At 70.8% G+C, this 23,595-nt stretch carries 26 protein-coding genes; 14 read left to right on the top strand and 12 right to left on the bottom strand.

Annotated features, from left to right (window positions below; genetic code table 11):
• Window positions 1–74: 74 nt before the first annotated feature.
• The 3 genes from ACWF62_RS09350 to ACWF62_RS09340 form a co-directional block, all read right to left on the bottom strand.
• On the bottom strand, window positions 75–1,043 hold the full coding sequence (locus ACWF62_RS09350) for a sigma-70 family RNA polymerase sigma factor (protein WP_378508751.1): 969 nt from the start codon (window positions 1,041–1,043) through the stop codon (window positions 75–77).
• A gap of 154 nt (window positions 1,044–1,197) precedes the next feature.
• Window positions 1,198–2,673, bottom strand: a complete 1,476-nt coding sequence (locus ACWF62_RS09345) for a DUF7782 domain-containing protein (protein ID WP_378508750.1) — start codon at window positions 2,671–2,673, stop codon at window positions 1,198–1,200.
• Window positions 2,674–2,695: 22 nt separating this feature from the next.
• Window positions 2,696–3,058 (bottom strand): DUF3099 domain-containing protein, encoded by a 363-nt coding sequence (locus tag ACWF62_RS09340; protein ID WP_378508749.1) that lies wholly within the window; start codon window positions 3,056–3,058, stop codon window positions 2,696–2,698.
• Between the two features lie 91 nt (window positions 3,059–3,149).
• Between ACWF62_RS09340 and ACWF62_RS09335 the strand changes: the two genes are divergently transcribed.
• Together ACWF62_RS09335 and ACWF62_RS09330 are read left to right on the top strand one after the other, a co-directional pair.
• Window positions 3,150–3,386, top strand: a complete 237-nt coding sequence (locus tag ACWF62_RS09335; protein WP_378508748.1) for a DUF3039 domain-containing protein — start codon at window positions 3,150–3,152, stop codon at window positions 3,384–3,386.
• Between the two features lie 40 nt (window positions 3,387–3,426).
• Complete coding sequence (locus ACWF62_RS09330; protein WP_378508747.1) at window positions 3,427–4,920, top strand: alcohol dehydrogenase catalytic domain-containing protein; 1,494 nt, start codon at window positions 3,427–3,429, stop codon at window positions 4,918–4,920.
• Window positions 4,921–4,939: 19 nt separating this feature from the next.
• Here the strand turns inward: ACWF62_RS09330 and ACWF62_RS09325 are convergent, their stop codons facing one another.
• Entirely contained in the window at window positions 4,940–5,956 is a 1,017-nt protein-coding gene (locus ACWF62_RS09325; protein WP_378508853.1) for a YihY/virulence factor BrkB family protein, read from the bottom strand.
• Between the two features lie 234 nt (window positions 5,957–6,190).
• Here ACWF62_RS09325 and ACWF62_RS09320 point away from each other — a divergent pair, with 234 nt between their 5' ends.
• Window positions 6,191–8,026, top strand: a complete 1,836-nt coding sequence (locus tag ACWF62_RS09320; protein WP_378508746.1) for a DEAD/DEAH box helicase — start codon at window positions 6,191–6,193, stop codon at window positions 8,024–8,026.
• Window positions 8,027–8,191: 165 nt separating this feature from the next.
• Here ACWF62_RS09320 and ACWF62_RS09315 read toward each other — a convergent pair whose 3' ends face one another.
• Entirely contained in the window at window positions 8,192–8,392 is a 201-nt protein-coding gene (locus tag ACWF62_RS09315) for a DUF7455 domain-containing protein (protein WP_378508745.1), read from the bottom strand.
• A 226-nt stretch (window positions 8,393–8,618) separates the two neighbouring features.
• On the opposite strand from ACWF62_RS09315, the gene ACWF62_RS09310 reads away from it, so the two are divergent.
• From ACWF62_RS09310 to ACWF62_RS09300, 3 genes are read left to right on the top strand one after another with little or no spacing between them, the layout of a single operon-like run.
• Window positions 8,619–8,981 (top strand): DUF952 domain-containing protein, encoded by a 363-nt coding sequence (locus tag ACWF62_RS09310; RefSeq protein WP_378508852.1) that lies wholly within the window; start codon window positions 8,619–8,621, stop codon window positions 8,979–8,981.
• A gap of 27 nt (window positions 8,982–9,008) precedes the next feature.
• The gene (locus ACWF62_RS09305; protein ID WP_378508744.1) at window positions 9,009–9,491 is read left to right on the top strand and encodes a cation:proton antiporter regulatory subunit; all 483 of its coding nucleotides are present in this window, start codon (window positions 9,009–9,011) and stop codon (window positions 9,489–9,491) included.
• A gap of 3 nt (window positions 9,492–9,494) precedes the next feature.
• Window positions 9,495–10,706 (top strand): cation:proton antiporter, encoded by a 1,212-nt coding sequence (locus tag ACWF62_RS09300; RefSeq protein ID WP_378508743.1) that lies wholly within the window; start codon window positions 9,495–9,497, stop codon window positions 10,704–10,706.
• On the opposite strand, the gene ACWF62_RS09295 is transcribed toward ACWF62_RS09300, so the two are convergent.
• Together ACWF62_RS09295 and ppgK are read right to left on the bottom strand one after the other, a co-directional pair.
• Complete coding sequence (locus tag ACWF62_RS09295) at window positions 10,703–12,043, bottom strand: RNA polymerase sigma factor (RefSeq protein WP_378508742.1); 1,341 nt, start codon at window positions 12,041–12,043, stop codon at window positions 10,703–10,705. The genes ACWF62_RS09300 and ACWF62_RS09295 overlap by 4 nt on opposite strands.
• Before the next feature lie 119 nt (window positions 12,044–12,162).
• A complete protein-coding gene (gene ppgK / locus ACWF62_RS09290; protein WP_378508741.1) occupies window positions 12,163–12,933 on the bottom strand; it encodes a polyphosphate--glucose phosphotransferase in 771 nt (256 codons plus the stop codon).
• A 60-nt stretch (window positions 12,934–12,993) separates the two neighbouring features.
• Here ppgK and ACWF62_RS09285 point away from each other — a divergent pair, with 60 nt between their 5' ends.
• Window positions 12,994–13,914 (top strand): inositol monophosphatase family protein, encoded by a 921-nt coding sequence (locus ACWF62_RS09285; RefSeq protein ID WP_378508851.1) that lies wholly within the window; start codon window positions 12,994–12,996, stop codon window positions 13,912–13,914.
• A gap of 33 nt (window positions 13,915–13,947) precedes the next feature.
• On the opposite strand, the gene cei is transcribed toward ACWF62_RS09285, so the two are convergent.
• Entirely contained in the window at window positions 13,948–14,631 is a 684-nt protein-coding gene (gene cei, locus ACWF62_RS09280; RefSeq protein WP_378508740.1) for an envelope integrity protein Cei, read from the bottom strand.
• A 455-nt stretch (window positions 14,632–15,086) separates the two neighbouring features.
• Here cei and ACWF62_RS09275 point away from each other — a divergent pair, with 455 nt between their 5' ends.
• Window positions 15,087–15,389, top strand: a complete 303-nt coding sequence (locus ACWF62_RS09275; protein WP_378508739.1) for a DUF4193 domain-containing protein — start codon at window positions 15,087–15,089, stop codon at window positions 15,387–15,389.
• A gap of 173 nt (window positions 15,390–15,562) precedes the next feature.
• Here ACWF62_RS09275 and ACWF62_RS09270 read toward each other — a convergent pair whose 3' ends face one another.
• Window positions 15,563–16,096 (bottom strand): DUF3093 domain-containing protein, encoded by a 534-nt coding sequence (locus ACWF62_RS09270; RefSeq protein WP_378508738.1) that lies wholly within the window; start codon window positions 16,094–16,096, stop codon window positions 15,563–15,565.
• A gap of 18 nt (window positions 16,097–16,114) precedes the next feature.
• Between ACWF62_RS09270 and dut the strand changes: the two genes are divergently transcribed.
• Window positions 16,115–16,612, top strand: a complete 498-nt coding sequence (dut, locus tag ACWF62_RS09265) for a dUTP diphosphatase (protein WP_378508737.1) — start codon at window positions 16,115–16,117, stop codon at window positions 16,610–16,612.
• Entirely contained in the window at window positions 16,612–17,460 is an 849-nt protein-coding gene (locus ACWF62_RS09260; protein ID WP_378508850.1) for a DUF3710 domain-containing protein, read from the top strand. The genes dut and ACWF62_RS09260 overlap by 1 nt, the downstream gene beginning before the upstream one ends.
• Window positions 17,461–17,478: 18 nt before the next feature.
• On the opposite strand, the gene ACWF62_RS09255 is transcribed toward ACWF62_RS09260, so the two are convergent.
• Window positions 17,479–18,201: an alpha/beta fold hydrolase gene (locus ACWF62_RS09255; protein ID WP_378508736.1), complete on the bottom strand. Its 723-nt coding sequence runs from the start codon at window positions 18,199–18,201 to the stop codon at window positions 17,479–17,481.
• A gap of 176 nt (window positions 18,202–18,377) precedes the next feature.
• Here ACWF62_RS09255 and ACWF62_RS09250 point away from each other — a divergent pair, with 176 nt between their 5' ends.
• Complete coding sequence (locus ACWF62_RS09250) at window positions 18,378–18,755, top strand: OB-fold nucleic acid binding domain-containing protein (protein ID WP_378508735.1); 378 nt, start codon at window positions 18,378–18,380, stop codon at window positions 18,753–18,755.
• 72 nt (window positions 18,756–18,827) lie between these two features.
• A complete protein-coding gene (locus ACWF62_RS09245) occupies window positions 18,828–19,529 on the top strand; it encodes a DUF3159 domain-containing protein (protein WP_378570106.1) in 702 nt (233 codons plus the stop codon).
• Between the two features lie 182 nt (window positions 19,530–19,711).
• Here ACWF62_RS09245 and ACWF62_RS09240 read toward each other — a convergent pair whose 3' ends face one another.
• Window positions 19,712–20,374, bottom strand: coding sequence for a potassium channel family protein (locus ACWF62_RS09240; RefSeq protein ID WP_378508733.1), 663 nt, complete (start codon window positions 20,372–20,374; stop codon window positions 19,712–19,714).
• A gap of 34 nt (window positions 20,375–20,408) precedes the next feature.
• Complete coding sequence (locus ACWF62_RS09235; RefSeq protein ID WP_378508732.1) at window positions 20,409–21,074, bottom strand: potassium channel family protein; 666 nt, start codon at window positions 21,072–21,074, stop codon at window positions 20,409–20,411.
• A gap of 180 nt (window positions 21,075–21,254) precedes the next feature.
• Between ACWF62_RS09235 and ACWF62_RS09230 the strand changes: the two genes are divergently transcribed.
• On the top strand, window positions 21,255–23,261 hold the full coding sequence (locus ACWF62_RS09230) for an APC family permease (protein ID WP_378508731.1): 2,007 nt from the start codon (window positions 21,255–21,257) through the stop codon (window positions 23,259–23,261).
• On the top strand, window positions 23,258–23,595 hold a 338-nt coding region (locus ACWF62_RS09225), incomplete at its 3' end, for a TRAM domain-containing protein (protein WP_452629924.1). The genes ACWF62_RS09230 and ACWF62_RS09225, both read left to right, overlap by 4 nt.

Below are 23,595 nucleotides of genomic sequence, written 5' to 3'. Positions count from 1 at the left end.
GCGCCGACCGGTCCGTGACACCCGAGGGGGGAGGGGGTCGGGACCGGCCGGCGCGGGTCGGGGGGGGGGGAGCGTCAGCTGGCGTAGGCCCGCAGGCGGTCGGCGCGCTCACCCTGACGCAGCTTGCCCATCACCTCGCGTTCGATCTGCCGGACCCGCTCCCGGGAAAGGCCGAAGATCTTGCCGATCTGATCCAGGGTCCGCGGCTGCCCGTCGTCCAGGCCGTAGCGGAGCCGGATCACCTGCTGTTCCCGCTCGTCCAGGGTGCCGAGCACGCTGCGGACGTCGCTGTGCAGCAGCCCCGCGATCACCGCGTTCTCCGCGGACGTCGCCTCCGAGTCCTCGATGAAGTCGCCGAGCGGGGCCTCCTCATCGGTGCCGACCGGCATGTCCAGGCTGACCGGATCCCGGCTGTGGTCGAGCAGATCGGCAATCTTCGCGACCGGGATGCCCGACTCCTCCGACAGCTCGTCGTCGGTGGCCTCCCTGCCGAGCTGCTGATGGAGTTCCCGCTTGATCCGGGCCAGCTTGTTCACCTGCTCGACCAGGTGCACGGGCAGCCGGATGGTTCGGGACTGGTCCGCCATGCCGCGGGTGATGGCCTGCCGGATCCACCACGTCGCATACGTGGAGAACTTGAAACCCTTCGCGTAGTCGAACTTCTCCATCGCGCGGATCAGGCCGAGGTTGCCCTCCTGGATCAGGTCGAGCAGCGGCATGCCGCGGCCGGTGTACCGCTTCGCCAGCGAGACGACCAGCCGCAGGTTCGCCTCAAGCAGATGGCTGCGGGCCCGCTCCCCGTCCCGGACGATGCTGGCCAGGTCCCGCTTCTTCGCCGCCGTCAGCCGCTTGCCCGTGTTGAGCACGTGCGCCGCGTACAGTCCCGCCTCGATCCGCTTCGCCAGCTCGACCTCGTCCGCTGCGGTCAGCAACGCGGTGCGTCCGATCCCGTTCAGGTAGACGCGGACCAGGTCCGCGGCCGGGGACTGGGCGTCCAGATCCTCGGGGGTCGGGCGCGCTCGGCGGGTGGTGGGGCTCGTCATGACCTGCCTCCTCATCGGTGGTCTCTCACGATGTTCAACGCCCCACCGGCAGGCAAAGTTCCCGAGCGGTCCCGGTCACATCGGCGCTGACCTGCGTATTTCCCGCCTCGCGCCTGAGAAGTAGCTGAGAAGAACGGCGACCGGGAACGGTGCGTCAGGCGGGGAGCACCAGACCGTGCCGCACCAGGCCGTGCAGCAGCGCGACGGCGGCGTCCGCCAGCGGTTCCGCGGGCTCGTCGTGTGCCGCGGCGAGCAGATCCACCAGTTCGCCCAACGCCAACCCGTCCCCGCGCATTCCGCCGAGCAGCGCCGCGGCCAGGTCGTCCACCTCGTGCTGCCACGCGGGGCCGTCCCCTCGATGCACCCGCGCCACGACCTGCCGCCAGCCCTCCTCGCCCGGCAGGTACACCCGCTCCAGCGCCGTCGCGGGTGCCACCGCGAAGCGTTCCTCGAGCACGTCCCGCTCCCGCAGCCACGCCACCCGATCGAGATAGCCGAGCGCCTCGTCGCCCAGCGGATCGCTGTAGCCGTGCCGCAGATCCTCCGCAAGCACGTCCGACGGGGCGTCGGTCCGCCGCAGGTACACGAACCCGAATCCGATCCCCTCAACGTCGCTGTCCGCGAAGTGCGCCAGCCACGACTCGGCCTGCGCGGCCGTCGCCGGATCCCGCGGGTCCAGCCCGGCGTCCCGCATCCAGGTGCCGACGTACAGCGCCGGGTCGGCGACGTCGCGCTGCACGATCCAGGCGTCCACGCCGTGCGCGGGCAGCCACGACGCCACCCGGGACCGCCAGTCCTGGCCTGCCACGTGCACCCACGACGCGAGCATCGCCGCGGTCCCGCCCGGGTTCAGGTGCTCGCTCGCCCGCGAGATCATCAGCTCGCTCGCCCCGTCCAGGTCCAACCCCGAATCCCGGTAGGTGTGCTCGACCCTGGCCCGCCCCACCACGAACGGCGGATTCGCCACCACCCGATCGAAGGCGCGGCCGGCGACCGGCTCGAACCATGATCCCGGCAGCAACTCCGCCTGGACCCCATTGAGCGCGAACGTCGCGGCCGCCAGGTCGAGGGCCCGCACATTGATGTCGGTCGCCGTCACCGAACCGGCGTACTCGGCGGCGTGCAGCGCCTGGATCCCGCAGCCGGTGCCGACGTCGAGCACCGACCCCGTCGCCGCCGTCGGGGTGCCGCGCAGCAGCGACAGTGACGCGTGCCCGACCCCGAGCACGTGATCCGGCGCCGTCGTGCGTGGCCGCATGCTCCCGTCCAGGTCGGCGAGCACCCAGCGGTTGCCGTGGCCGAGGTCCATCGGCCGCAGGTCCAACGCGGCCCGGACCAGGTCGCCGTCCCGTTCGAGCAGCCCCGCGGCGACCGCATGGTCGAGATCGACGGGCGCGAGCACCGCCGCGACCTCGGCCGCGGCGCAGTCATCGCCGAGCAGGAACAGTCGAGTCAGTACGCCAAGCTCGCCCGCATCCCGGGTGGCGCGGCGGACCGGCACCGGCTCGTACCGGCTGAGCGCGGCATGCGCGTCCGCCCCCAGTGCATCGAGCAGGGCGTCGGCGGTGTAGTCGGTGCGGTGCAGGGCCTCGCGCAGCGGGCCGCACAGGGAGAGGAGGTCGCGGTTCACGCGGCCATTCTCCCAGTCACTCTCACCCCTCGATGGTGCGGTGGGGTGCCGACTCGATCGCCGGGCCCGGCGTCGGCCGGTGGTCGAACCGGCGCGGCTCGTCGGCGCGCCGCGGCGGGCGATCGTTCGCCATCAGGACCGCGATCCACGGCAGCGGGATCGACGCGCCGATGATCAGCAGGCTGATCCACCCGTTGCCCCACGCGCTGTACGCGATTGCCGCCAGCACCAGCGCCGGGATCCGGATCCCCATCATGATCGTGTACTTGCGGATCCGGGCCCGCTGCTGCTCGTCGAACGACGTCGCCGCGTCGGTGATCAGGATCGGATTGCGCGAACTCTCGTCGCCCTCGGCGGGTGGGAGGTTGTCCGAACTCGAAGGCATGGCTCCAGCGTCCCACTCCGCGGGCCGAGATGCACCACCGGGGTTCGGGTGCATCCTCGCCGACCTTCGCCGAATGCGTCATCATGGACCGGTGAGCACTGTGACCAAGGAACGTCCCGACACCACGACCGACGAGTCCACCGATGACGACGTCCCCAAGTACTTCCACTACGTCAAGAAGAACAAGATCGCCGAGAGCGCCGTCATGGGCACCCATGTCGTCGCGCTCTGCGGTGAGGTGTTCCCCGTGACGAAGTCCGCGAAGCCGGGATCGCCGGTGTGCCCCGACTGCAAGAAGATCTACGACGGGCTCCGGCCGGGGGAGTAAACCCCGGCGGGCCACCGAAGCGGGGCGCGGGAGGCGACCGGTGGGCGTCATCGATGCGGACATGCGCGGAATCGTCGAGTCGGCGATGCTGTCGTTCGTCGCGACGGTGTCCCCGGACGGCGCCCCGAACCTGTCCCCGAAGGGGTCGGTCCGGGTGTACGACGACGACCACCTGGCGTTCATGGACATCGCCTCCCCGCACACGATGGCCAATCTGCGCCGGGATCCGCGGGTCGAGGTCAACGCCGTCGACGTATTCAAACGCCGGGGCTACCGATTCGCTGGCGAGGCCGCGATCGTCGCACCCGGCCATCCCGTGTACGAGTGGCTGCACGACTGGCTCCTCGCGCTGAACGGACCCGGGTACCCGGCCAACGAGGCGGCCCTGATCACCGTGCGCCGCGCGGCCCCGATCCGGTCGCCCGCCTACACCTGGGGCGGTGCCCGTGAATCCGACCTCGTCGCCTCGTTCGGGCGACGCTACGTGGAGGCAGCAGGGCTCGGCCCGCTCGCGGCCGATCCCACGCCCGACGGCGCCGACCACCGGGGCAGTGCGCCGCGGACGATGCGCGCGGCGTTCATCCGGCACCGCGGGGGAGTCGAGCGGATCGAGGTCGGGCAGCTGCCGGTCCCACGGCCAGGCGGTACCGAGGTGCTGGTCCGACTGACGGCCACCGCGGTCAACCATGTCGACCTGTTCGTCAGGTCCGGTGCCTACCGGACCCCGATCCCGCTGCCGTTCGTCATCGGCCGCGACCTGGTCGGGACCGTCGTCGAGGCGGGAGCGGGCGTCACCGAGCACCGCGTCGGGGACCGGGTCTGGTGCAACAGCCTCGGCTACGGGGGCAGGCAGGGGACGTTCTCGGAGTATGTGTCGGTGCAGGCCGACCGGCTGTACCGGCTTCCCGACCGGGTCGACCCGCTGGCCGCGGCGCCCGTGCTGCATGCCGGGGCCACCGCGCACCTGGGGCTGCTGCGCACGGCGCGGGTCCAGCCGGGGGAGACGGTCCTGGTCGGGCACGCCAGCGGCGCGGTCGGCAGCGCGGCGGTGCAGGTGGCCGCCGCGGTCGGCGCCCGAGTGCTGGCCACCGCGGCGGTCGGCGACGCCGAGTGGTGCCGGGCCTGCGGGGCGGAGACGGTGATCGATCAGCACACGGAGGGCGCGGTGGACCGGATCAGGGCCGCCGCCCCGGACGGAGTCGACGTGTGGTGGGACACCAGCGGCGAGTACGACCTTGGCGCATGGCTTCCCCTACTCCGGCATGGTGGCCGGATCGTGGTCGCTGCAGGCCTCGATGCCGCACCGGTGCTGCCGGTCGGGCCGTTGTACACCGCCGACGCGGCCGTGTGTGGCTTCGCGATCAGCAACGCGTCCGTCGACGACCTCGCCGCGGCCGCACGGACCGTCAACGGTCTACTGCCGGGCCGCCTCCGGGGACGGGTCGGGGCCACCTACCGCCTTGAGGACGCGGCCGCCGCGCACCGCGCGCTCGAGTCAGGGGCGGCGCGCGGACGGATCCTGGTCGTGCCCTGAGCCGAGCTCCCGCCGCCGGTCACTCCCGGGGCAGCGGGCAGGCATCCGGGTGGTCCTCGGGATCCGGTTCCTCGTGCTTGCCGCGGGCGGTCCCGACGGCGCGGATCGGCGTGGTCGTCAGTCGGCGGGTCAGGCTCGTCACCGGCCCACCCGCGTCGGCCGCTGCCTGCGCGGCCAGCCACTCCCGCACCTGCTCGATCCGGGTCGCGCGCGCGGGCCAAAACTCCTGGATCGTCGCGTTGAACTGGGCGCCAAGCACCACCGCGAACCCGAGGAAGAACGTGAACAGCAGGAAGGCGATCGGGGCGGCGAGCGCACCGTAGGTGTACCCGGTGCCCGTCACCCAGGTGAGGTAGCGACGCAGCACCACGCTCGCGGCCATGAAGAACACCCCCGCGAGCAGCGACCCGCCGAGCAGCCGATGCCACGGCAACGTCTTCGGCAACGCCACCTTGTACAGCGTGGTCAGCCCGGCGATCAGCAGCAGGCCCACCGCCGGGTAGTAGAAGCTGTCGACCAGGCTGGACCCGACGTCGTACCAGGATTCGGGCAGCACCTGACCGATCAACGTCGGGCCCAGCGCCACCAGCGGCAGCACGAACACCGCCACCACCAGGAACATCACGTAGAGCAGCAGGGCGAAGATCCGCTGCCACACCGGGTGCCGGGCATCCTTCTGCCCGTGCGCCTCGACGATCGAGTCGACGAACGTGGAGATCGCCGACGAGCCGGCCCACAGCGACAGCAGGAAGCCGGCCGAGATGATCTCCGGCCGACCGCGCCCGAGCACATCCGACACGGTGGGGGAGATCAACTGGTCGACGACGTTCTCGCTGAACGCGGTGTGGCTGAACGTGATGATCTTCGACTCGATGATCCGCTGGATGTCCGGGCCGAACCAGCCGCCGACGTAGCCGATGCTGCCGAGCAGCCCCAGCAGCAGCGGCGGCAGCGACAGGGTCTGCCAGAACGCGGCCGTCGCGGCCTTCCCGAAGATCGAATCCCCCCACGCCTTGACCGCGGTCCGGGAGATCACCTGCCAGGTCTTTCGCAGCGGATGCCGGTCCGGCCTCGGGTCCGCGTGATGCGTCGGTAGGTCGGTCGGCGCCGCGGGACCCCCACCAGGGTGCTGGTCGCCGATCGGTTCGCTCATGATGTGTCCAGCATCCCTGACGACCGGGTCCCGGGCCGCACCGGTGGTGGTCGTGTCGGACACTTCCCGGTCGGTCGCTGTCGGCGCCGCGACACCTTTGGTGGTGTGCGCCATTGGATGCGGAGAACGTCGGCGGTCGGGGTTAGGCTCGTCCGGCAGTCCTCACGGTCGAGATCGACCCGCAGTCGAGAAGGAGCGGACGCGACAGTGCTTTCGGGTAATTCAGTGCTCACAGGTGACACCGAAACACCGGCCCCCGCGCCCACCTCGACGCTCCGCGCCTGGCAGCGGCGCGCCCTGACGAAGTACCTGGCGACGACGCCGCGGGACTTCCTCGCGGTCGCGACACCGGGCGCCGGTAAGACGACGTTCGCCCTCCGGGTTGCCGCCGAATTGCTCGGTGACCGTACCGTCGACCAGATCACCGTCGTCGCGCCAACCGAACACCTCAAGCACCAGTGGGCGGAATCCGCGGCCCGCGTGGGCATCGCGCTCGACGCGAACTTCTCCAACTCGACCGGTCAGACCTCCGCCGACTATCACGGCGTCGTCGTCACCTATGCGCAGGTCGCGTCGCATCCGACGAAGCACCGGGTGCGGACCGAGAACCGGCGCACCCTGGTGATCCTCGACGAGATCCACCACGGCGGCGACGCGAAGAGCTGGGGCGACGCGATCCGGGAGGCGTACGAGCCGGCAACGCGTCGGCTCGCCCTCACCGGCACCCCGTTCCGCAGCGACGACTCCGCGATCCCGTTCGTCCAATACGAGCCGGACCGCGAGGGCCTGATGCGGTCGAAGGCCGACCACGCGTACGGCTACTCCGACGCCCTCGCCGACGGCGTCGTCCGCCCGGTCGTGTTCCTCGCCTACTCCGGTGAGGCCCGCTGGCGCAACAATGCGGGCGAGGAGTTCGCCGCCCGGCTCGGGGAACCGCTGTCCGCCGAACAGACCGCCCGGGCCTGGCGAACCGCGCTGGACCCGGCAGGTGACTGGATTCCCGCGGTCCTCACCGCGGCGAACACGCGCCTGCAGCAGCTGCGGTCCGGCGGCATGCCCGACGCGGGCGGCCTGGTGATCGCGACCGACCAGACCGTCGCCCGCGCATACGCGAAGATCCTCGAGGCCCTCACCGGGCAGGCGCCGACCGTCGTCCTCTCCGACGACCCCACCGCCTCGAAGCGGATCGCCGAGTTCAGCGGCAATACCGAACCGTGGATGGTCGCGGTGCGGATGGTGTCCGAGGGCGTCGACGTGCCGCGGCTGGCGGTCGGGGTGTACGCGACCAGCGCGTCGACCCCGCTGTTCTTCGCGCAGGCCATCGGCCGGTTCGTGCGCTCCCGGCGGAAGGGGGAGACGGCCAGCGTCTTCGTCCCGTCGGTGCCCGTCCTGCTCGACCTGGCCAGCCAGCTCGAGGTGCAACGCGACCACGTCCTCGGCAAACCGCACCGCGAGAAGGACGGCCTCGACGACGACCTGATCACCGACGCGAACAAGCAGAAGGACGAGCTCGGGGAGGAGGAGAAGGCGTTCACCTCCCTCGGCGCCGATGCCGAACTCGACCAGGTCATCTACGACGGCTCCTCGTTCGGCACCGCGACCTTCGCGGGCAGCGACGAGGAGGCCGACTATCTGGGGCTCCCGGGTCTGCTCGACGCCGAGCAGATGCGGGCACTGCTCCGCGAGCGGCAGGCCAGCCAGCTGGACAAGAAGCCCGCCGAACCGGCCGCCCCGGTCCCGCCGCCCGCGGTGACCGACCGGGTGGGGTCCGCGGCGAAGCTGGCGGAGCTGCGCAAGGAACTCAACAGCCTCGTCGCGATGACCCATCACCGCACCGGCAAACCGCACGGCTGGATCCACGGCGAACTGCGCCGCGTGTGCGGCGGGCCGCCGACGGCCATTGCGACCGTCGAGCAACTCACCGACCGCATCGCCACCCTCCGGCGGTGGTGAATTGCACCGCCCGCGGTGGTGGTGAATTGCACCGCCCGCGGTGGTGGTGACGTGCACCGCCCGCTGTGGTGGTGACCGCACGCCGAAGGGCCCGCATCCGGTGGATGCGGGCCCTTCGGTGTCGAATGGGGGTCTGTGAGGGTCAGGCCGCCCGGTTCTGACGGCCTAGATCGCTGCTTCGTCGATGGCGCCGGTGACGATGGTGGCGTTCATCGCGCGGAGTCGATCCTCGTGCTCGTTGGCGTGATGCTGGCAGAAGAGGAGCTCTCCACCAGAGGCGAGCACCGCGCGGACGCGGGCTCCGGCACCACACCGGTCGCACCGGTCGGCTGCGGTCAACGGGGGGCTGGTCAGGGTTCCGGGCATGACTCCTCCGTACTGGCTCCCGGTGCGACCCGGGACCTTGGGGGCTGGTCCGCCGCGTCGGGTGACGCGGTGGCATCACTCTGTCAGACGTTCGGCGTTCGTTCGATGTTCCCGACGGTGTTTCTTTGTGGTTTCACTAACAGCAGACACCGGTCGGGCGGTGACACAGGTCACGGACCGCCTCGGGGATACGGTTCGTTCCGTGACCGATCCGACCCTCGTGCACATGTGCACCGCCGACGACTGGGCGCGATGCCGGGACAGCGGGCGACGCATCCCGGACAGCGTCGGCTCCGACGGGTTCGTGCACCTGTCCACCACCGAACAGGTGCAGCTGCCCGCGAACCGTCTGTTCCTCGGCCGCGACGACATCGTGCTGCTGTACCTCGACGCGGCCCGGCTCGGCGCCGAGCTGCGGTGGGAGCCGGGCGTGCCGACCGACCCGGCGTCGATGCGGTTTCCGCACCTGTACGGCCCCCTGCCCGCCGCCGCCGTTACCGCGGTCGTGCCCTACTTGCCCGGGCCGGACGGGATGTTTCCTGCTGCCGACCGCACGCCGCGACCGGGACACCGCGACCTGCGCACCTGACCGCGCCCGCGGCGCTACCGTTGAGTCATGAACGTGGAAGTGACCCCGCTGCCCGGGATCGGGATCCGCAAGGACTTCGAGCTCGCCACGGGTCGGCGCGTCGGTGTGGTGACGCTGCGCGACGGCGGCACCGACCTGATCGTCTCGAAGAAGGACGACCCCGACTCCTGCCAGGCCTCGGTGCGGCTGACCGAGGACGAGGCCGCGGTGCTGGCGAATCTGCTCGGGGCGCCGCAGCTCGTGTCGCAGCTGACCGAGGAGCACCGCGACCTCCCCGGGATCACGACCCGGCAGCTGCCGATCAGCGAGGAATCGCCGTTCGACGGGCGCACCCTCGGCGAGACCGGGATGCGCACCCGCACCGGCGTGTCGGTGGTGGCGGTGATGCGCGCAGGGCAGGTGTATCCGTCGCCGAACCCGGACTTCAACCTCACCGAGGGTGACCTCCTCGTCGCCGTCGGCACCACCGACGGACTGGACGCCGCGGCCAAGATCCTGCACCACGGATGATCCGTGGATAACACCGCGCTCGCGCTGGTCGAGCTGGGTGCGGTCTTCTTCGCGCTGGGCGTCCTCGGGCGGCTGGCCGGCCGAATCGGGATGTCCCCGGTCCCGCTGTACCTGATCGGCGGGCTGTGTTTCGGCAACGGCGGGTTCATCTCCCTCGGCGACATCGGGGAGTTCGGGCACCTGGCGAGCGAGATCGGGGTGGTGCTGCTGTTGCTGCTGCTCGGCCTCGAGTACACGGCGTCGGAGCTCGTCACCGGTCTGCGGAAGTCGTGGATGGCCGGTGTCGTCGACCTCGTCCTGAACTGCACGCCGGGTGTCGTCGTCGCCCTGCTGCTCGGCTGGGGTCCGATCGGCGCGCTGGTGATGGCGGGCGTCACCTACATCTCGTCGTCGGGGATCGTGGCGAAGGTCCTCACCGACCTCGGCAGGCTCGGCAATCGGGAAACCCCGGTGGTGCTGTCGATCCTGGTGTTCGAGGACCTGACGATGGCGGTCTACCTGCCGATCCTCACCGCAACCCTGGCCGGGGTTGGGCTGCTCGGCGGTGTCAAGGCGATGGGGATCGCCCTGCTGGTGCTCGCGGTGGTGCTGCTCGTCGCGCTGCGGCACGGCCACGTGGTGTCGAAGATCGTGGATGCCAAGGACCGCGAGGTCTTCCTGCTCAAGCTGCTCGGGGCTGCGCTGCTGGTGGCCGGGATCGCGTCCGCGCTGCAGGTGTCCGCCGCGGTCGGCGCGTTCCTGCTCGGCATCGCGATCTCCGGGTCGACGGCGCGCAACGCCGCGCAGGTGCTGGAGCCGCTGCGGGACCTGTTCGCCGCGATGTTCTTCGTGGTGTTCGGGCTGAACACCGATCCGTCCACGGTCCCGCCGGTCCTCGGCTGGGCGGTCGTCCTCGCTGTCGTCACCACCGCGACGAAGGTGCTCACCGGAATCTGGGCGAGCCGCAGGCAGGGGGTGGCCCGGATGGGCCAGGCGCGGGCCGGTGCCGCCCTCGTCGCGCGCGGTGAGTTCTCGATCGTGATCGCGGGTCTCGCCGTGTCCGCGGGCGCCGTCGAGGGCGAACTCGCCGCCCTCGCGACCGCGTACGTGCTGCTGATGGCGATCCTGGGGCCGGTCGCCGCGCGGGTCGTCGAACCCGTCGCGCGGCTGCTGGTGCCCCGGCTGCGCGAACGGCCGTCGGCGGGGGAGCCGACGGCCGTCACCGACGAAATCTAGTCGAGGTAGTCGCGCAGCACCTGCGAGCGCGACGGGTGCCGCAGCTTCGACATCGTCTTCGACTCGATCTGCCGGATCCGCTCACGGGTGACGCCGTAGACCTGACCGATCTCGTCGAGCGTCCTCGGCTGCCCGTCGGTCAGGCCGAAGCGCAGTCGCACGACGCCCGCCTCACGCTCGGACAGCGTGTCCAGGACCGACTGCAGCTGATCCTGCAGCAGCGTGAACGACACCGCGTCGACCGCGACGACGGCCTCGGAGTCCTCGATGAAGTCGCCGAGCTGGCTGTCGCCCTCGTCGCCGATGGTCTGGTCCAGCGAGATGGGCTCACGCGCGTACTGCTGGATCTCCAGCACCTTCTCCGGCGTGATGTCCATTTCCTTCGCGAGCTCCTCCGGGGTGGGCTCGCGGCCCAGGTCCTGCAGCAGCTCGCGCTGGATCCGCCCCAGCTTGTTGATGACCTCGACCATGTGGACGGGGATGCGGATGGTGCGGGCCTGGTCGGCCATCGCGCGGGTGATCGCCTGCCGGATCCACCAGGTGGCGTACGTGGAGAACTTGTAGCCCTTGGTGTAGTCGAACTTCTCGACCGCGCGGATCAGACCGAGGTTGCCCTCCTGGATCAGGTCGAGGAACGCCATCCCGCGGCCCGTGTACCGCTTCGCGAGCGAGACGACCAGTCGCAGGTTGGCCTCGAGCAGGTGGTTCTTGGCGCGGTTGCCGTCGCGGCAGATCCAGTTCATGTCGCGGCGCTGCGCGGCGGGGAGCTTCTCGCCCTTCTCGGCGTGCTCGGCCATCAGCTGCGTTGCGTACAGGCCGGCCTCGATGCGCTTGGCGAGCTCGACCTCCTCCTCGGCGTTGAGGAGGGCGACCTTGCCGATCTGCTTGAGGTACGCGCGCACCGAATCGGCGGACGCGGTCAGCTCGGCGTCCTTGCGGGCCTGCCGGAGCGCCTCGGACTCCTCCTCGTCCCACACGAAGTCGCCGGACGCCTTGTCCTTCTCGGACGGCTCCTCGGTGGTCTCGTCGTCCTCGACGGTGATGTCCTCGACGACCTCCTCGGTCAGCTCGCCCTGGGGGCCCTCGAGCTCGAGGTCGCCGTCGTCGTGGCCCTCGTCCGCCGCGTTCGGGTCGCCCGCCTTCTTGGTGGCGGCCTTCTTCGCCGCGGCCTTCTTGGCGGGGGCCTTCTTTGCTGCGGCCTTCTTGGCGGGGGCCTTCTTGGCGGGGGCCTTCTTGGCGGGGGCCTTCTTCGCGGCCGCCTTCTTCGCGGGAGCGGTACCGGTGACCTCCGCTTCGGTCGCGGAGTCGGAGGTCGGACTGGTTTCGGTGGCGGCCACGTACGCCCTTTCGTGACGGAGTCGTGCGGCGTCACGCCAGAGGATTTCCGGCGGAGAGGTCAGTTGATGTCGGCCGGCTTGGACGTCGGCCTCACCATTGTAACTATCCTCCGGGAGGGTTACGCCCCGATGCTGGTTGCCGCGGTCAGCGCCGCACCGACGATACCCGCCGTGTTCAGCAGCGATGCCGCGACGACGGGGGTGTCGTTGGTCAGGTGCGGGATCCACTTCTCGCCCTTGCGGCTGATGCCGCCGCCCGCGATGAACAGGTCGGGCCACAGCAGCGCTTCGTACCGGACGAGGACCCGGGAGACCTCCTTCGCCCACTCCTTGTACGACAGGTCCCGAAGCTCCTTGACCGCGGACGACGCGCGGTGCTCGGCCTCCTTCCCGTCCACCTCCATGTGTCCGAACTCGGTGTTCGGCAGCAGCACGCCGTGGTTGAGAATCGCGGACCCGATCCCGGTACCGAACGTGAGCAGCACGACCACGCCGTCGACGTCCCGGCCCGCCCCGTAGCGGTCCTCGGCGATGCCCGCCGCGTCGGCGTCGTTGAGGACCGCGACCGGCGCCCCGCCGAGGGCCGCGGTGAACAGGGCGCGGGCATCGGTGCCGATCCACGCGTGGTCGATGTTCGCCGCGGTGCGGCAGATGCCGTTGGTGACGACGGCGGGGAGCGTGATCCCGACCGGTCCGGTCCACCCGGCGCGGGCGACGATCTCCGCGACCGTCGCGGCGACCGCCGTCGGGGTCGCGGGGTGCGGGGTGAGGATCTTGATCCGGTCGCCGATCAGGTCGCCGGTGTCCAGGTCGACCACACCGCCCTTGATGCCGCTGCCTCCGACATCGACGCCGAAGCCACGGATCGTCTGCTGCGTCGCATCCGTCATGGCGGCAACGATAGTGGCTGTGGTTGCGCCGTGACGGGAACCGGTGAGGCACCATGGGGTGTGCCGTTTTTCGAGGATCACCCCGCCGCCCGCCGCCCCGTCGACAGCGGGGCGGGCGCGGCGCCCGACGGCCCGGCGGCACTGCGCGCCGTCGCGGTCCGGGTCGCCGTGGCCGCCGCAGCCCATGTCGCCGCGCGGCGACCCGAGGTGTTCGCGGCGGTCGGCCACGCCGCGGTCCCCGGCGCCGACGCCGTTGCGGCGAAGAGCACCCCCACCGACCCGGTGACGGTGGTGGACACCGAGACCGAGGACCTGATCCGGGCGCAACTCGCCGAACTCCGCCCCGGCGACGCCGTGCTGGGCGAGGAGGGTGGCCGGGACGGCGGCCCGGACGGGGTTCGGTGGGTCGTCGACCCCATCGACGGAACGGTGAACTTCCTGTACGGGATCCCGGCGTTCGCGATCTCGGTTGCGGCCCAGATCGACGGGGTCTCGGTCGCAGGCGCGGTCGTGGACGTCGCCTCGGGCGCGGTCTACTCCGCCGCGCGCGGGCAGGGTGCGACGCTGCATGAGGCGCACGGCGCGGTGCACACGCTGCGCTGCACCGAGGCGACGGAGGTGTCGATGTCGTTGTTGGCCACCGGATTCGGGTACGTGGCGCAGCGCAGGCGGCGGCAGGGCGAGCTGGTCGCCGCGCTGCTGCCCCGGGTGCGCGACATCCGCCGCATCGGGTCCGCCGCGCTGGACCTGTGCATGGTCGCTGCCGGCCGGGTCGACGCCCACTACGAGCACGGGCTCAGCCCATGGGACTGGGCGGCCGGGTCGCTGGTCGCGGAGGAGGCAGGCGCGGTCGTTCGGCTGCCGTCGGCGGAGTCCACCAGCGACGAGGGCGCGATCACGGTGGCCGCCGCGCCGGGGGTCGCCGGTGCCCTCGACGAGCTGTTCGCGGAGGTGGGGGCGCTCGACCCGATTCCGGTGTGAGCGCGCCCCGCCCTCCGTGTCGGGGGCGTGCGGTCAGCAGTGAACGGTGCGGGCGGCCTTGAGCAGGTCGATGTCCACCGCGCCCGCACCGTCGGGGGCGGTGGTCTTGAGTGCGGAGAGCACCTCTTCGGCGTCGGTATTGGGCTGCAGGTTGCGGAAGTAGGTGCCGAGGGCGAGGTCGACGATGTCGTCGGTGCGGCCGTCCTGGATCAGTTCCGCGCACGGCATCGCGAGCCACAGCGAGCTGGCCGCGGCGAGGCCGCTCGTCCCGAACCGGATCTGGCCCTGGCACTGCATGTTCTGGTCGACGTACACCGGGTCGTTGCCGGACTGGATGTCCGGGGCCGCGGCGAAGCCGTAGTCGCTCAGCTGGGACGCGACGTCGGCGGCCTGACCGCGCTCACCGTTCGCGTTGAACACGCGGACCCGGGTGGCGGACAGCGGGGCCGGTTCGACGTCGAGGAGAGTGGACGCCGGGACCTGGTCGCCGAGCGGCTGCGGTGCAGGCGCGTCCGGGTCGACCGGGCCGGACACGGACGGCGGGTTGCAGACCACCGGGGCGGACAGCTCGGTCGGCTTGGTGAGGATCCGGAACCACAACAGCGCGCCGAGCACCGCGAGTACCGCGATCAGCGCGATCACCGGCAGGGCCCGTCGGTACGGATAGGGCTTGCCGTTCGGGCCGGTGGAACTGCCCTCGGTGATCAGTGAAACCACGTTGCGTCCTGACCTCTCGCTGTTCGGGTGCTGCTGCGTGCGCACAGCGTAGTGAAGGGTCGGGTCGCGTCGCGACACCGGAGGCGGCGCGGCGTGCGTGCCGGGTCGGTCGGTGCCCGCCGGGGCTGCGGTGTGACGGACATCGTCCCGGTCCGGAATGCCCAGGCGGATCGAGGTGTTTGTGTCGTGTGCCGGACGGTTTTCGGGCCACGGCGAAATGGACCGCGACATTTCCGCCGAGTTCGGCTATTGTCTGGCCGCCTGATCGTGACAGGACGGTGGTCGCGGAAGTGTGCAGATTTGAGAAGAATGTGAGTCGAATCATATTTTCTCTTGCTAACTTCCGGGCACATTTCGTCGTCCTGATGCGTTGTGCAGCGAGGCTGCGACAGGTGGCACGCCCACCGGGCGTGGGGACGGGGACAGATGACGAGAGAGGACGAGGGGAAGACGAGATGGCAACCGACTACGACGCACCGAGGCGTTCGGAATCCGATGAGGTGTCGGAGGACTCGCTGGAGGAGTTGAAGGCGCGGCGAAACGAGGCCCAGTCCGCGGTCGTCGACGTCGACGAGTCGGATACGGCGGAGTCCTTCGAACTGCCGGGTGCCGACCTGTCCGGCGAGGAACTGTCGGTTCGTGTGGTGCCGAAGCAGGCGGACGAGTTCACCTGCTCCAGCTGTTTCTTGGTGCATCACAGGAGCCGACTGGCCAGCGAGGCCAACGGCGAGATGATCTGCATGGACTGCGCCGCCTGACGGTGCACCGCGACGGCCGCACGTCCCGCTCTCGGCCCGGCCCGATGGGGTCGGCCCGCGGTGACGCGCGAGCCCGGACCGCGCGCTGACCCCGCACCCGAACGAGCAACGCCCGCGTCCCACCCGAGCACTCGGGGTGGGACGCGGGCGTTCGTCGTCCGGGTGCGGGGGTGCTACGCGGCCCCGGTGTTCCAGCCAAGCGCCGCCGCCAGCTCGTGCGGCCGGCGGGTGCTGACCAGCCAGTACGGGGTCGGGTCGTCCGGATCGTCGAGGACGATCAGCAGCATGGTCTTGATCCAGGTCCGGTTCTGCACGAACGCGGCGGGATCGAGCTGGCGGCCCAGCGCGGCCGACTTCGCCGACGGGGGCACCACGGCGACCCGGGCGATCACGTCGACCGGCAGGTGCGCGCGCCCGACCCGCAGCTCACCCGCGTCGCCGTGCGCACCCGCGACGACGTCGACCCGCATCCGGCTCAGCCACAGCAGGCCCCACACCGGGAACGGAAGCAGCAGCGCGTACGGCAGCCACGCCGGGATGCCCGGTTGGGCCATGTTCACCTCGGCGGCAAGCAGCCCGGCGACCGCGAGCCCCGCGACCCACCACCACGGTGGGACCCAGAGTCGCTCCGAGTAGCTCGAGCGGTCGGTGGCCGGGGTCGGGCCGGACGTCGGTTGGGGGTTCCCAGGTTGGGGGTTCGCAGGCACGCATCCAGAGTAGTCTCGGTGCACGTGAGCGATCTTCCTGCCATCGAGCTGCTACGCCTCGATCCCGAGCTACCACTCCCGCGACGTGCGCACGACGGCGACGCGGGCGTCGACCTCTGCTCGTCCGTCGACGTCACCCTCGCACCCGGTGAGCGTGCCCTGGTGGGCACCGGGATCGCCGTCGCGCTGCCGATCGGGACCGTGGGGCTGATCCATCCGCGGTCCGGCCTCGCGGCCAGGTCCGGGCTGTCCGTGGTGAATACCCCCGGCACCGTGGACGCCGGGTACCGCGGGGAGATCAAGGTGTGCCTGATCAATCACGACATCCACACCCCGATCGACATCCGGCGCGGCGACCGGATCGCGCAACTGCTGGTGCAGCGCGTCGAACTGGTGACGTTCGTGGAGGTTGACGCGCTCGACGACACCAGCCGGGGCACCGGCGGCCACGGTTCCAGCGGTGGCCACGCGCTGCTGCACGCGGCTGCCGAACCGGTCAGGGAGGAGGCACGATGATGTTCGGGCGGAAGAAGAAGGACGTCGAGGCTGCCGAGGGCAACCCGTCCGTGCGGGGCCGGGCGGACGTGGACGACGTCAGCGCCACCGAGATCACCGACGAGTTCCCGGCCCTCGGGACCGAGGAGCGTGGACCGTACGACGTCCTCGACCTGGACGGCGACCCCGCCGAGGGGCGACTCGACCTCGGTTCGGTGCTGGTGCCGGTGCCGGAGGGCGGGCAGATCCAGGTCGAGATGGCCCCCGACGGCACACCGCAGGCGGTGCACCTGGTGACGCAGCACGGCCGGATCACGGTCGCCGCGTACGCCGCGCCGAAGTCGCCGGGGCAATGGCGTGAGGTGACCGCCGACCTCACCGAGTCGCTGCGGACCGACAACGCGCAGGTCACCGTGCAGGGCGGCCCGTGGGGGCGGGAGATCCACGCGATCACCCCGAATGCGGACCTGCGGTTCATCGGCATCGACGGCTACCGCTGGATGATCCGCTGTGTCGCGGCCGGGCCGACCGGCTCCGCCGGGTCGGACTCCCCGCTCGCCGGGGTGGCCCGCGAGGTGCTGCGCGAAACGGTGGTGCGGCGGGGCGACGAGCCCCATCCGGTGCGGACCCCGCTGCCGGTGGTCCTCCCGCAGGCACTGGCCGACCAGCTCGTCGCCGCGCAGCAGCAGCAGGTCCTGGCGCAGCAACAGGCGCAGGCTCAGCAGGAGCAGGCCCAGCAGCAGGCGCTCGCCGCGCAACAGCAGGCGGCAACGGCGGCGGCCCTGGCGCAGCAGGAGCGGGATCGGACCCCTCCGGAGCAGCGTCCCGGCGGCTCCGGCTCCGCGATGCAGCAGATCGAGCGCAACTGAGTCGAGGCAGGCGGTGGTCTACACCGTCTGCGGCTGACTCGGCTGCCGTGCGAGTGCCGCCAGGCAACCGCGTCCGAGCGCGGCAGGGTCGGCGCCGACGTCGTCGAGGGTGACGGTCTCGAGCGCGGCGTGCGGGAGCACCCCGACCCACTGCCGTGCCACGGCGATCGGATGCACGGCGTCGTCGACGGCCGCGCAGATGCCGACGGGGACGGGTGTCCCGGCGAGCCGGTCCTCGGTGAGCGCGTCGTACCGGGCCGCCTCGTCGAGGGCACGCGGCAGGTGCGGCCACTGGGATCGCCACGAGCGGGCGAGTTCGATGCCGAGCCAGCCTGGGGAGCTGGCGACCATCTCCTCGATGACGGCCTCGAGCCCGTCGGCGCGCAGTCGCTGCGCGGTGAACGCGGCGCTCGCCGCGGCGGGGGCGTCGCGGGGGTCGCCGGTCCACGCGGGCAGCGCGGCGAGGACCCCCGCCGCGCTGCCCGGGTGCTGCGCCGCCCAGTCCAGCGCGACCGCGGCGCCGATCGAGATGCCTGCGGCCAGGATCCGGTGGTGCCGGGCCGCCGCGGCATTCAGCGCGTCCCAGTAGCTGTCGACCACCCGGCGCGGGTCGGGGTCGACCGCGATGACCCGGACCCCTGCCTGCGACAACGCGGCGGTGAACGCGCGGGCGGCAAAGTCGGCGTCGGACCCGGTCCCGGGGAGTGCCACGGCGACGGGCGGCAGTGTCAGCGGTGCCATGCGTCGATAGTGCACGGTGCCCGGTCGCCGATCCCAACCGGTCTGGTTGACCCGCCCGGATCAGGGTCTACAGTGGCGGACACGGAGACCACCGACGCGTGGCCGAGGGCGGCGAACGCCGACCGGGACGGCCCCGCACCCGCACCACGTTCTTGGCAAGCTCGAAGGAGCGCGCAATGGCACTCGCGGCCAACGGATACATCAGGCGACTGACCCGCCGCCTGACCGAGGACATCGACGAACTCGACGCCGAGGAGATGGCGGAGTCCTCGCAGGCATCGGGCGCCCAGTGCGCCAGCGACTGTCGGCACGGCGAGGAGGTGACGATGCAGGGCAGGCTGCGCAGCGTGGAGTCCTGTTCGAAGTCCACCAGCGCCACCGTGCAGGCGGAACTGTTCGACGGCACCGATCCGGTGACCCTGGTGTGGATCGGCCGCCGCCGGATCCCCGGGATCGAGACCGGGAAGAAGCTGCTGGTCCGGGGCAGGCTCGGGGAGCGCAACGGCCAGAAGACCATCTACAACCCGTACTACGAGCTCCTCGGCGATTCGTAGGGCCGTCCGCGCGGGGCCGACGGCGGGCGCCGGGCGGTGCAGGCAGGGGAGCCGATGTGGCACCCTCGTGGGGTGACCGACAGGCAGCAGCCCACCATCCTCGAACAGCTCGGCGGCATCAGCGGGTTGATCTACTCGACCCTGCCGATCCTGGTGTTCGTTCCCGTGAACGGCCTGTTCGGGCTGACCCCGGCCATCTGGGCCGCGCTCGGCGTCGCCGCGGCGATCCTGGTGTGGCGACTGGTGGTGCGGGGGACCGTGCAGCCGGCGATCTCCGGCTTCGTCGGTGTCGGAATCTGTGCGTTCATCGCGCACCGGACCGGGGACGCGAAGGGATACTTCCTCTTCGGCATCTACACCTCGCTGCTGTACGCGGGTGTCTTCCTGGTGTCGATCCTGGTGCGCTGGCCGCTGGTGGGCGTGGTGTGGGGATTCCTCAACGGGCACGGCAACAGTTGGCGACGGTCGCGGGTGGCGACGCGGGCCTACGACGTCGCGACCGTGGCCTGGGCCGTGGTCTTCGGCGCGCGGTACCTGGTGCAGTCCCAGTTGTACGACACCGATCACACCGGCTGGCTGGCGGTGGCCCGGATCGGGATGGGCTGGCCGTTGACCGCGCTGGTGCTGGTGGTGACCGTCTGGGCGGTGCGCCGAGCGGATCGCGCGGTGGACGCGGCCGGGTTGGACGCCGACGAACGGGACGCCGAGAGTCTGGCCGGCGGGGGAGCGGACCCCGCCGACGCCCCGCCCGCCGACCGCCAGGCGAGGCCATGAGAAAGCCCGCGCTGCGCCCCGTCGGAATTGTTGTCGAATGGTGATGTATTTCAATTCCGGCGATATGAATTCGTGATTTATTGGGCGGGTCGCGGCCCGGATTAATCGGACAATTGCCGTCGTTGTGGCGGTGCCGATGTGCATTCCCCTGCGGTGGCCGCCGCGCGCACCGCGTCCGCCGGTCAGTGGTCCAGGCCCACCGCCTCCCGCAGCTCGTCCTCGACCTCCACCGACGCGACGAACACCAGCTCGTCACCGCCCTCGATCGGGTCGTCGGGCTGCGGCGCGATCACCCGCCCGCCGCGGATGATGGTGACCAGCACCGCATCCCGAGGCAACAGCATCCGGCGCACCGGCTTGCCCGCGAGCGGGGTGTCGGCGGGCAGCGTGATCTCCACCAGGTTCGCCTGACCCTGCCGGAACGTCATCAGCCGGACCAGGTCGCCGACCGAGACGGCCTCCTCGACCAGCGACGCCAGCATCCGCGGCGTCGACACCGCAACGTCGACTCCCCACGAGTCGTCGAACAACCATTCGTTGCGCGGATCGTTGACCCGGGCCACCACCCGACTGACCGCGAACTCCGTCTTCGCGAGCAGGCTGACGACGATATTCGCCTTGTCGTCGCCGGTCGCCGCGATCACCACGTCGTACGTCTCCAGCTGCGCGGTCTCGAGCAGTCCGAGCTCGCACGCGTCCGCGTGCACCCAGTGCGCCTCCGGGATGACCTCGGGCTCGACGTGCTCGAGCTTGCGTTCGAGCAGCATCACGTGGTGGTCGCTGCGGACCAACTCGCGGGCGATCGACCGGCCGACTGCTCCGGCTCCGGCAATTGCGACTCTCATCGGTTCACTTCCGATCGGGTGGGCTGGCGGTCGGTCAGTTGTCGGCAGGCGGCGCGGTCGCGGCCAGCGCTACGGCCTCGGCGACCGTGCCCGACACCGCGGCGACGTACACCTGGTCCTCGGCCTGGATCACGGTCTTCGGGCCGGGAAGGACCCCGCTGCCGAACCGGATCAGGAACGCGACCCGCGACCCGGTGAACTCCTCTAGTTCGGTGACCCGGTGCCCGACCCAGTCCTCGTGCAGGTCGAGTTCGGCGACCGCGACGGTCCCCGATGGATCGCGCCACTTGGTGGTGTGCGACTCCTTCGTCAACTGGTGCAGGAACCGGTCCGTCGTCCACGGCACCGTCGCGACGGTCGGGATGCCGAGCCGCTCGTAGACGGCGGCGCGCTTCGCGTCATAGATCCGCGCCACCACCCGGCCGACCCCGAACGTCTCCCGCGCGACCCGCGCGGAGATGATGTTCGAATTGTCGCCGGAGGAGACCGCGGCGAACGCCTCCGCCCGTTCGATGCCCGCCTTGACGAGGACGTCGCGGTCGAAACCCATGCCGACCACCCGCTGTCCGGTGAACTCGGGGTCGAGGCGCCGGAACGACTCCGGATCCCGGTCGATGATCGCGACCTCGTGGCCGATCCGGTTCAGCCCGGCCGCGAGGGCGGATCCGACCCGGCCGCACCCCATCACGACTACGTACACCGCTCACCCTCCGCTGACTCCCCGAGGCCGTACGCGGGCCGTCGGTCGGCTCGCTGCCCGTGAACCCGAACGGTACCGGTCGGCCCGCCGTGGTGCGCACGGCCCGCCCGCTGCCGGGCCGAAACCGGACGTATCGGTGCGGATGCCGCCGGATCGAATCGGACGGCTTACGCTTTGGCGGTGTCAAAGCTCTCGACCGCTGCGAAGCGGCTGTTGGTGGGTAGGCCGTTCCGAAGCGACAAGCTGGGACACACCCTGCTGCCCAAGCGGATCGCGCTGCCGGTCTTCGCGTCCGACGCGATGTCCTCGGTCGCGTACGCGCCGGAGGAGATCTTCCTGGTGCTGTCCGTCGCCGGGATCGCCGCCTACGCGTACACGCCGTGGGTCGGGCTCGCGGTCTGCGCCGTCATGGCGGTGGTCGTCGCGAGCTACCGGCAGAACGTGCACGCCTACCCGTCGGGTGGCGGCGACTATGAGGTCGCGACCGTCAACCTCGGCCCGAACGCCGGGCTGACCGTCGGCAGCGCGCTGATGGTCGACTACGTGCTCACGGTCGCGGTGTCCATCTCGTCCGCGGCGTCGAACATCGGCTCGGCGGTGCCGTTCGTCGCCGAGCACAAGGTGCTGTTCGCGGTCGTCGCGATCGCTGTGCTCACCGCGGTGAACCTGCGCGGTATTCGCGAGTCCGGAACCGCGTTCGCGATCCCGACCTATGCGTTCATCGTCGGCATGTGCGGCATGCTCGGGTGGGGGCTGTTCCGCACCTACGTGCTCGGCGAGGAGATCCAGGCCGAGTCGTCCGGTTTCGAGCTGGTCGCGGAGGACTCGCACCTGTACGGCATCGCGTTCGCCTTCCTGATCGCCCGCGCCTTCTCCTCGGGGTGCGCGGCGCTCACCGGTGTGGAGGCGATCAGCAACGGTGTCCCGGCGTTCCGGAAGCCGAAGTCCCGCAACGCGGCCACCACCCTGCTGCTGCTCGGGACGTTCGCGATCGTGCTGTTGATGGGCATCATCGTGCTCGCCCAGAAGATCGGCATCGTGTACGCGCACGACCCGGCAACCCAGCTGGTCGGCGCCCCAGAGGGATACCACCAGAAGACCCTGATCGCGCAGATCGCCGAGGCGGTGTTCTCCGGCTTCCCGATCGGATTCTTCTTCATCGCCATCGTCACCGCGCTGATCCTGGTGCTCGCCGCCAACACCGCGTTCAACGGATTCCCGGTCCTCGGGTCGATTCTCGCCCAGGACCGGTATCTGCCGCGGCAGCTGCACACCCGTGGCGACCGGCTCGCGTTCAGCAACGGCATCCTGTTCCTCTCCGGCGCTGCGATCGCCTTCGTCGTGGTGTTCGGTGCCGAGGTCACCAAGCTGATCCAGCTGTACATCGTCGGCGTGTTCGTCTCGTTCGTGCTCAGCCAGACCGGCATGATCCGGCACTGGACGCGGCACCTGCGGACCGAGTCCGATCCCGAGCAGCGGCGACACATGCAGCGGTCCAGGGTGATCAACTCGATCGGCCTCGCGATGACGGGTGCGGTCCTGGTGATCGTCCTGATCACCAAGTTCGCTGCGGGCGCCTGGATCGCGATCGTCGCGATGGTCGCGATCTTCGTGCTGATGAAGTCCATCCGGCGGCACTACGACAGCGTCGCCGCGGAGCTGGAGGATCAGGAGTGGGACGGGGTGCTGCCCAGCCGCACCCACTCGATCGTTCTGGTGTCCAAGATGCACATGCCGACGATGCGGGCACTGGCCTACGCCCGCGCGACCCGCCCCGACACCCTCGAGGCGGTCACCGTGAACGTCGACGAACCCGACACCCGGGCCCTGGTCCGGGAGTGGGAGAAGAGCGACATCACGGTGCCGCTCAAGGTGATCGAGTCGCCCTACCGGGAGATCACCAAGCCGGTGCTCGACTATGTGCGGCGGGTGCGCCGCGACTCGCCGCGGGACGTCGTCACCGTGTTCATCCCCGAGTACGTGGTCGGGCACTGGTGGGAGCAGATCCTGCACAACCAGAGCGCGCTGCGGCTCAAGAGCCGGTTGCTGTTCCAGCCCGGGGTGATGGTGACGTCCGTTCCGTGGCAGCTGACCTCGTCGGAACGGGTCAAGCGCTACACCGTGCCCACCGTGCCCGGCGGCACCCGGCGCGGGTTCGACGCCCCGGACGAGAAGGGGAAGCAGTGAGCGAGAGTTGGTTCGGCCGGACGCTTGCGGTTCGGCTCGGCAACCCCGGGCACGGTGGGTTTTGCGTGGCGAGGCACGAGGGGCGGGTGGTATTCGTCCGGCACGGGCTGCCCGGCGAACTGGTGCGGGCCCGGGTCACCGAGGACCGCGGCGGGTCGTTCTGCCGCGCGGACGCGCTCGAGATCGTCGATCCCTCCCCGGAACGCGTCGACCCGCTCTGCCCGATCTCCGGACCCGGCGGGGCAGGCTGCTGCGACCTGTCGCACGCGTCGCTGCCCGGCCAGCGCGCGATCAAGGCGTCGGTGGTCGCCGAACAACTCCGCCGGCTCGCGGG

Source organism: Rhodococcus sp. NPDC054953, assembly GCF_053609225.1.
This window is presented reverse-complemented; position numbering and strand designations above follow the sequence as displayed.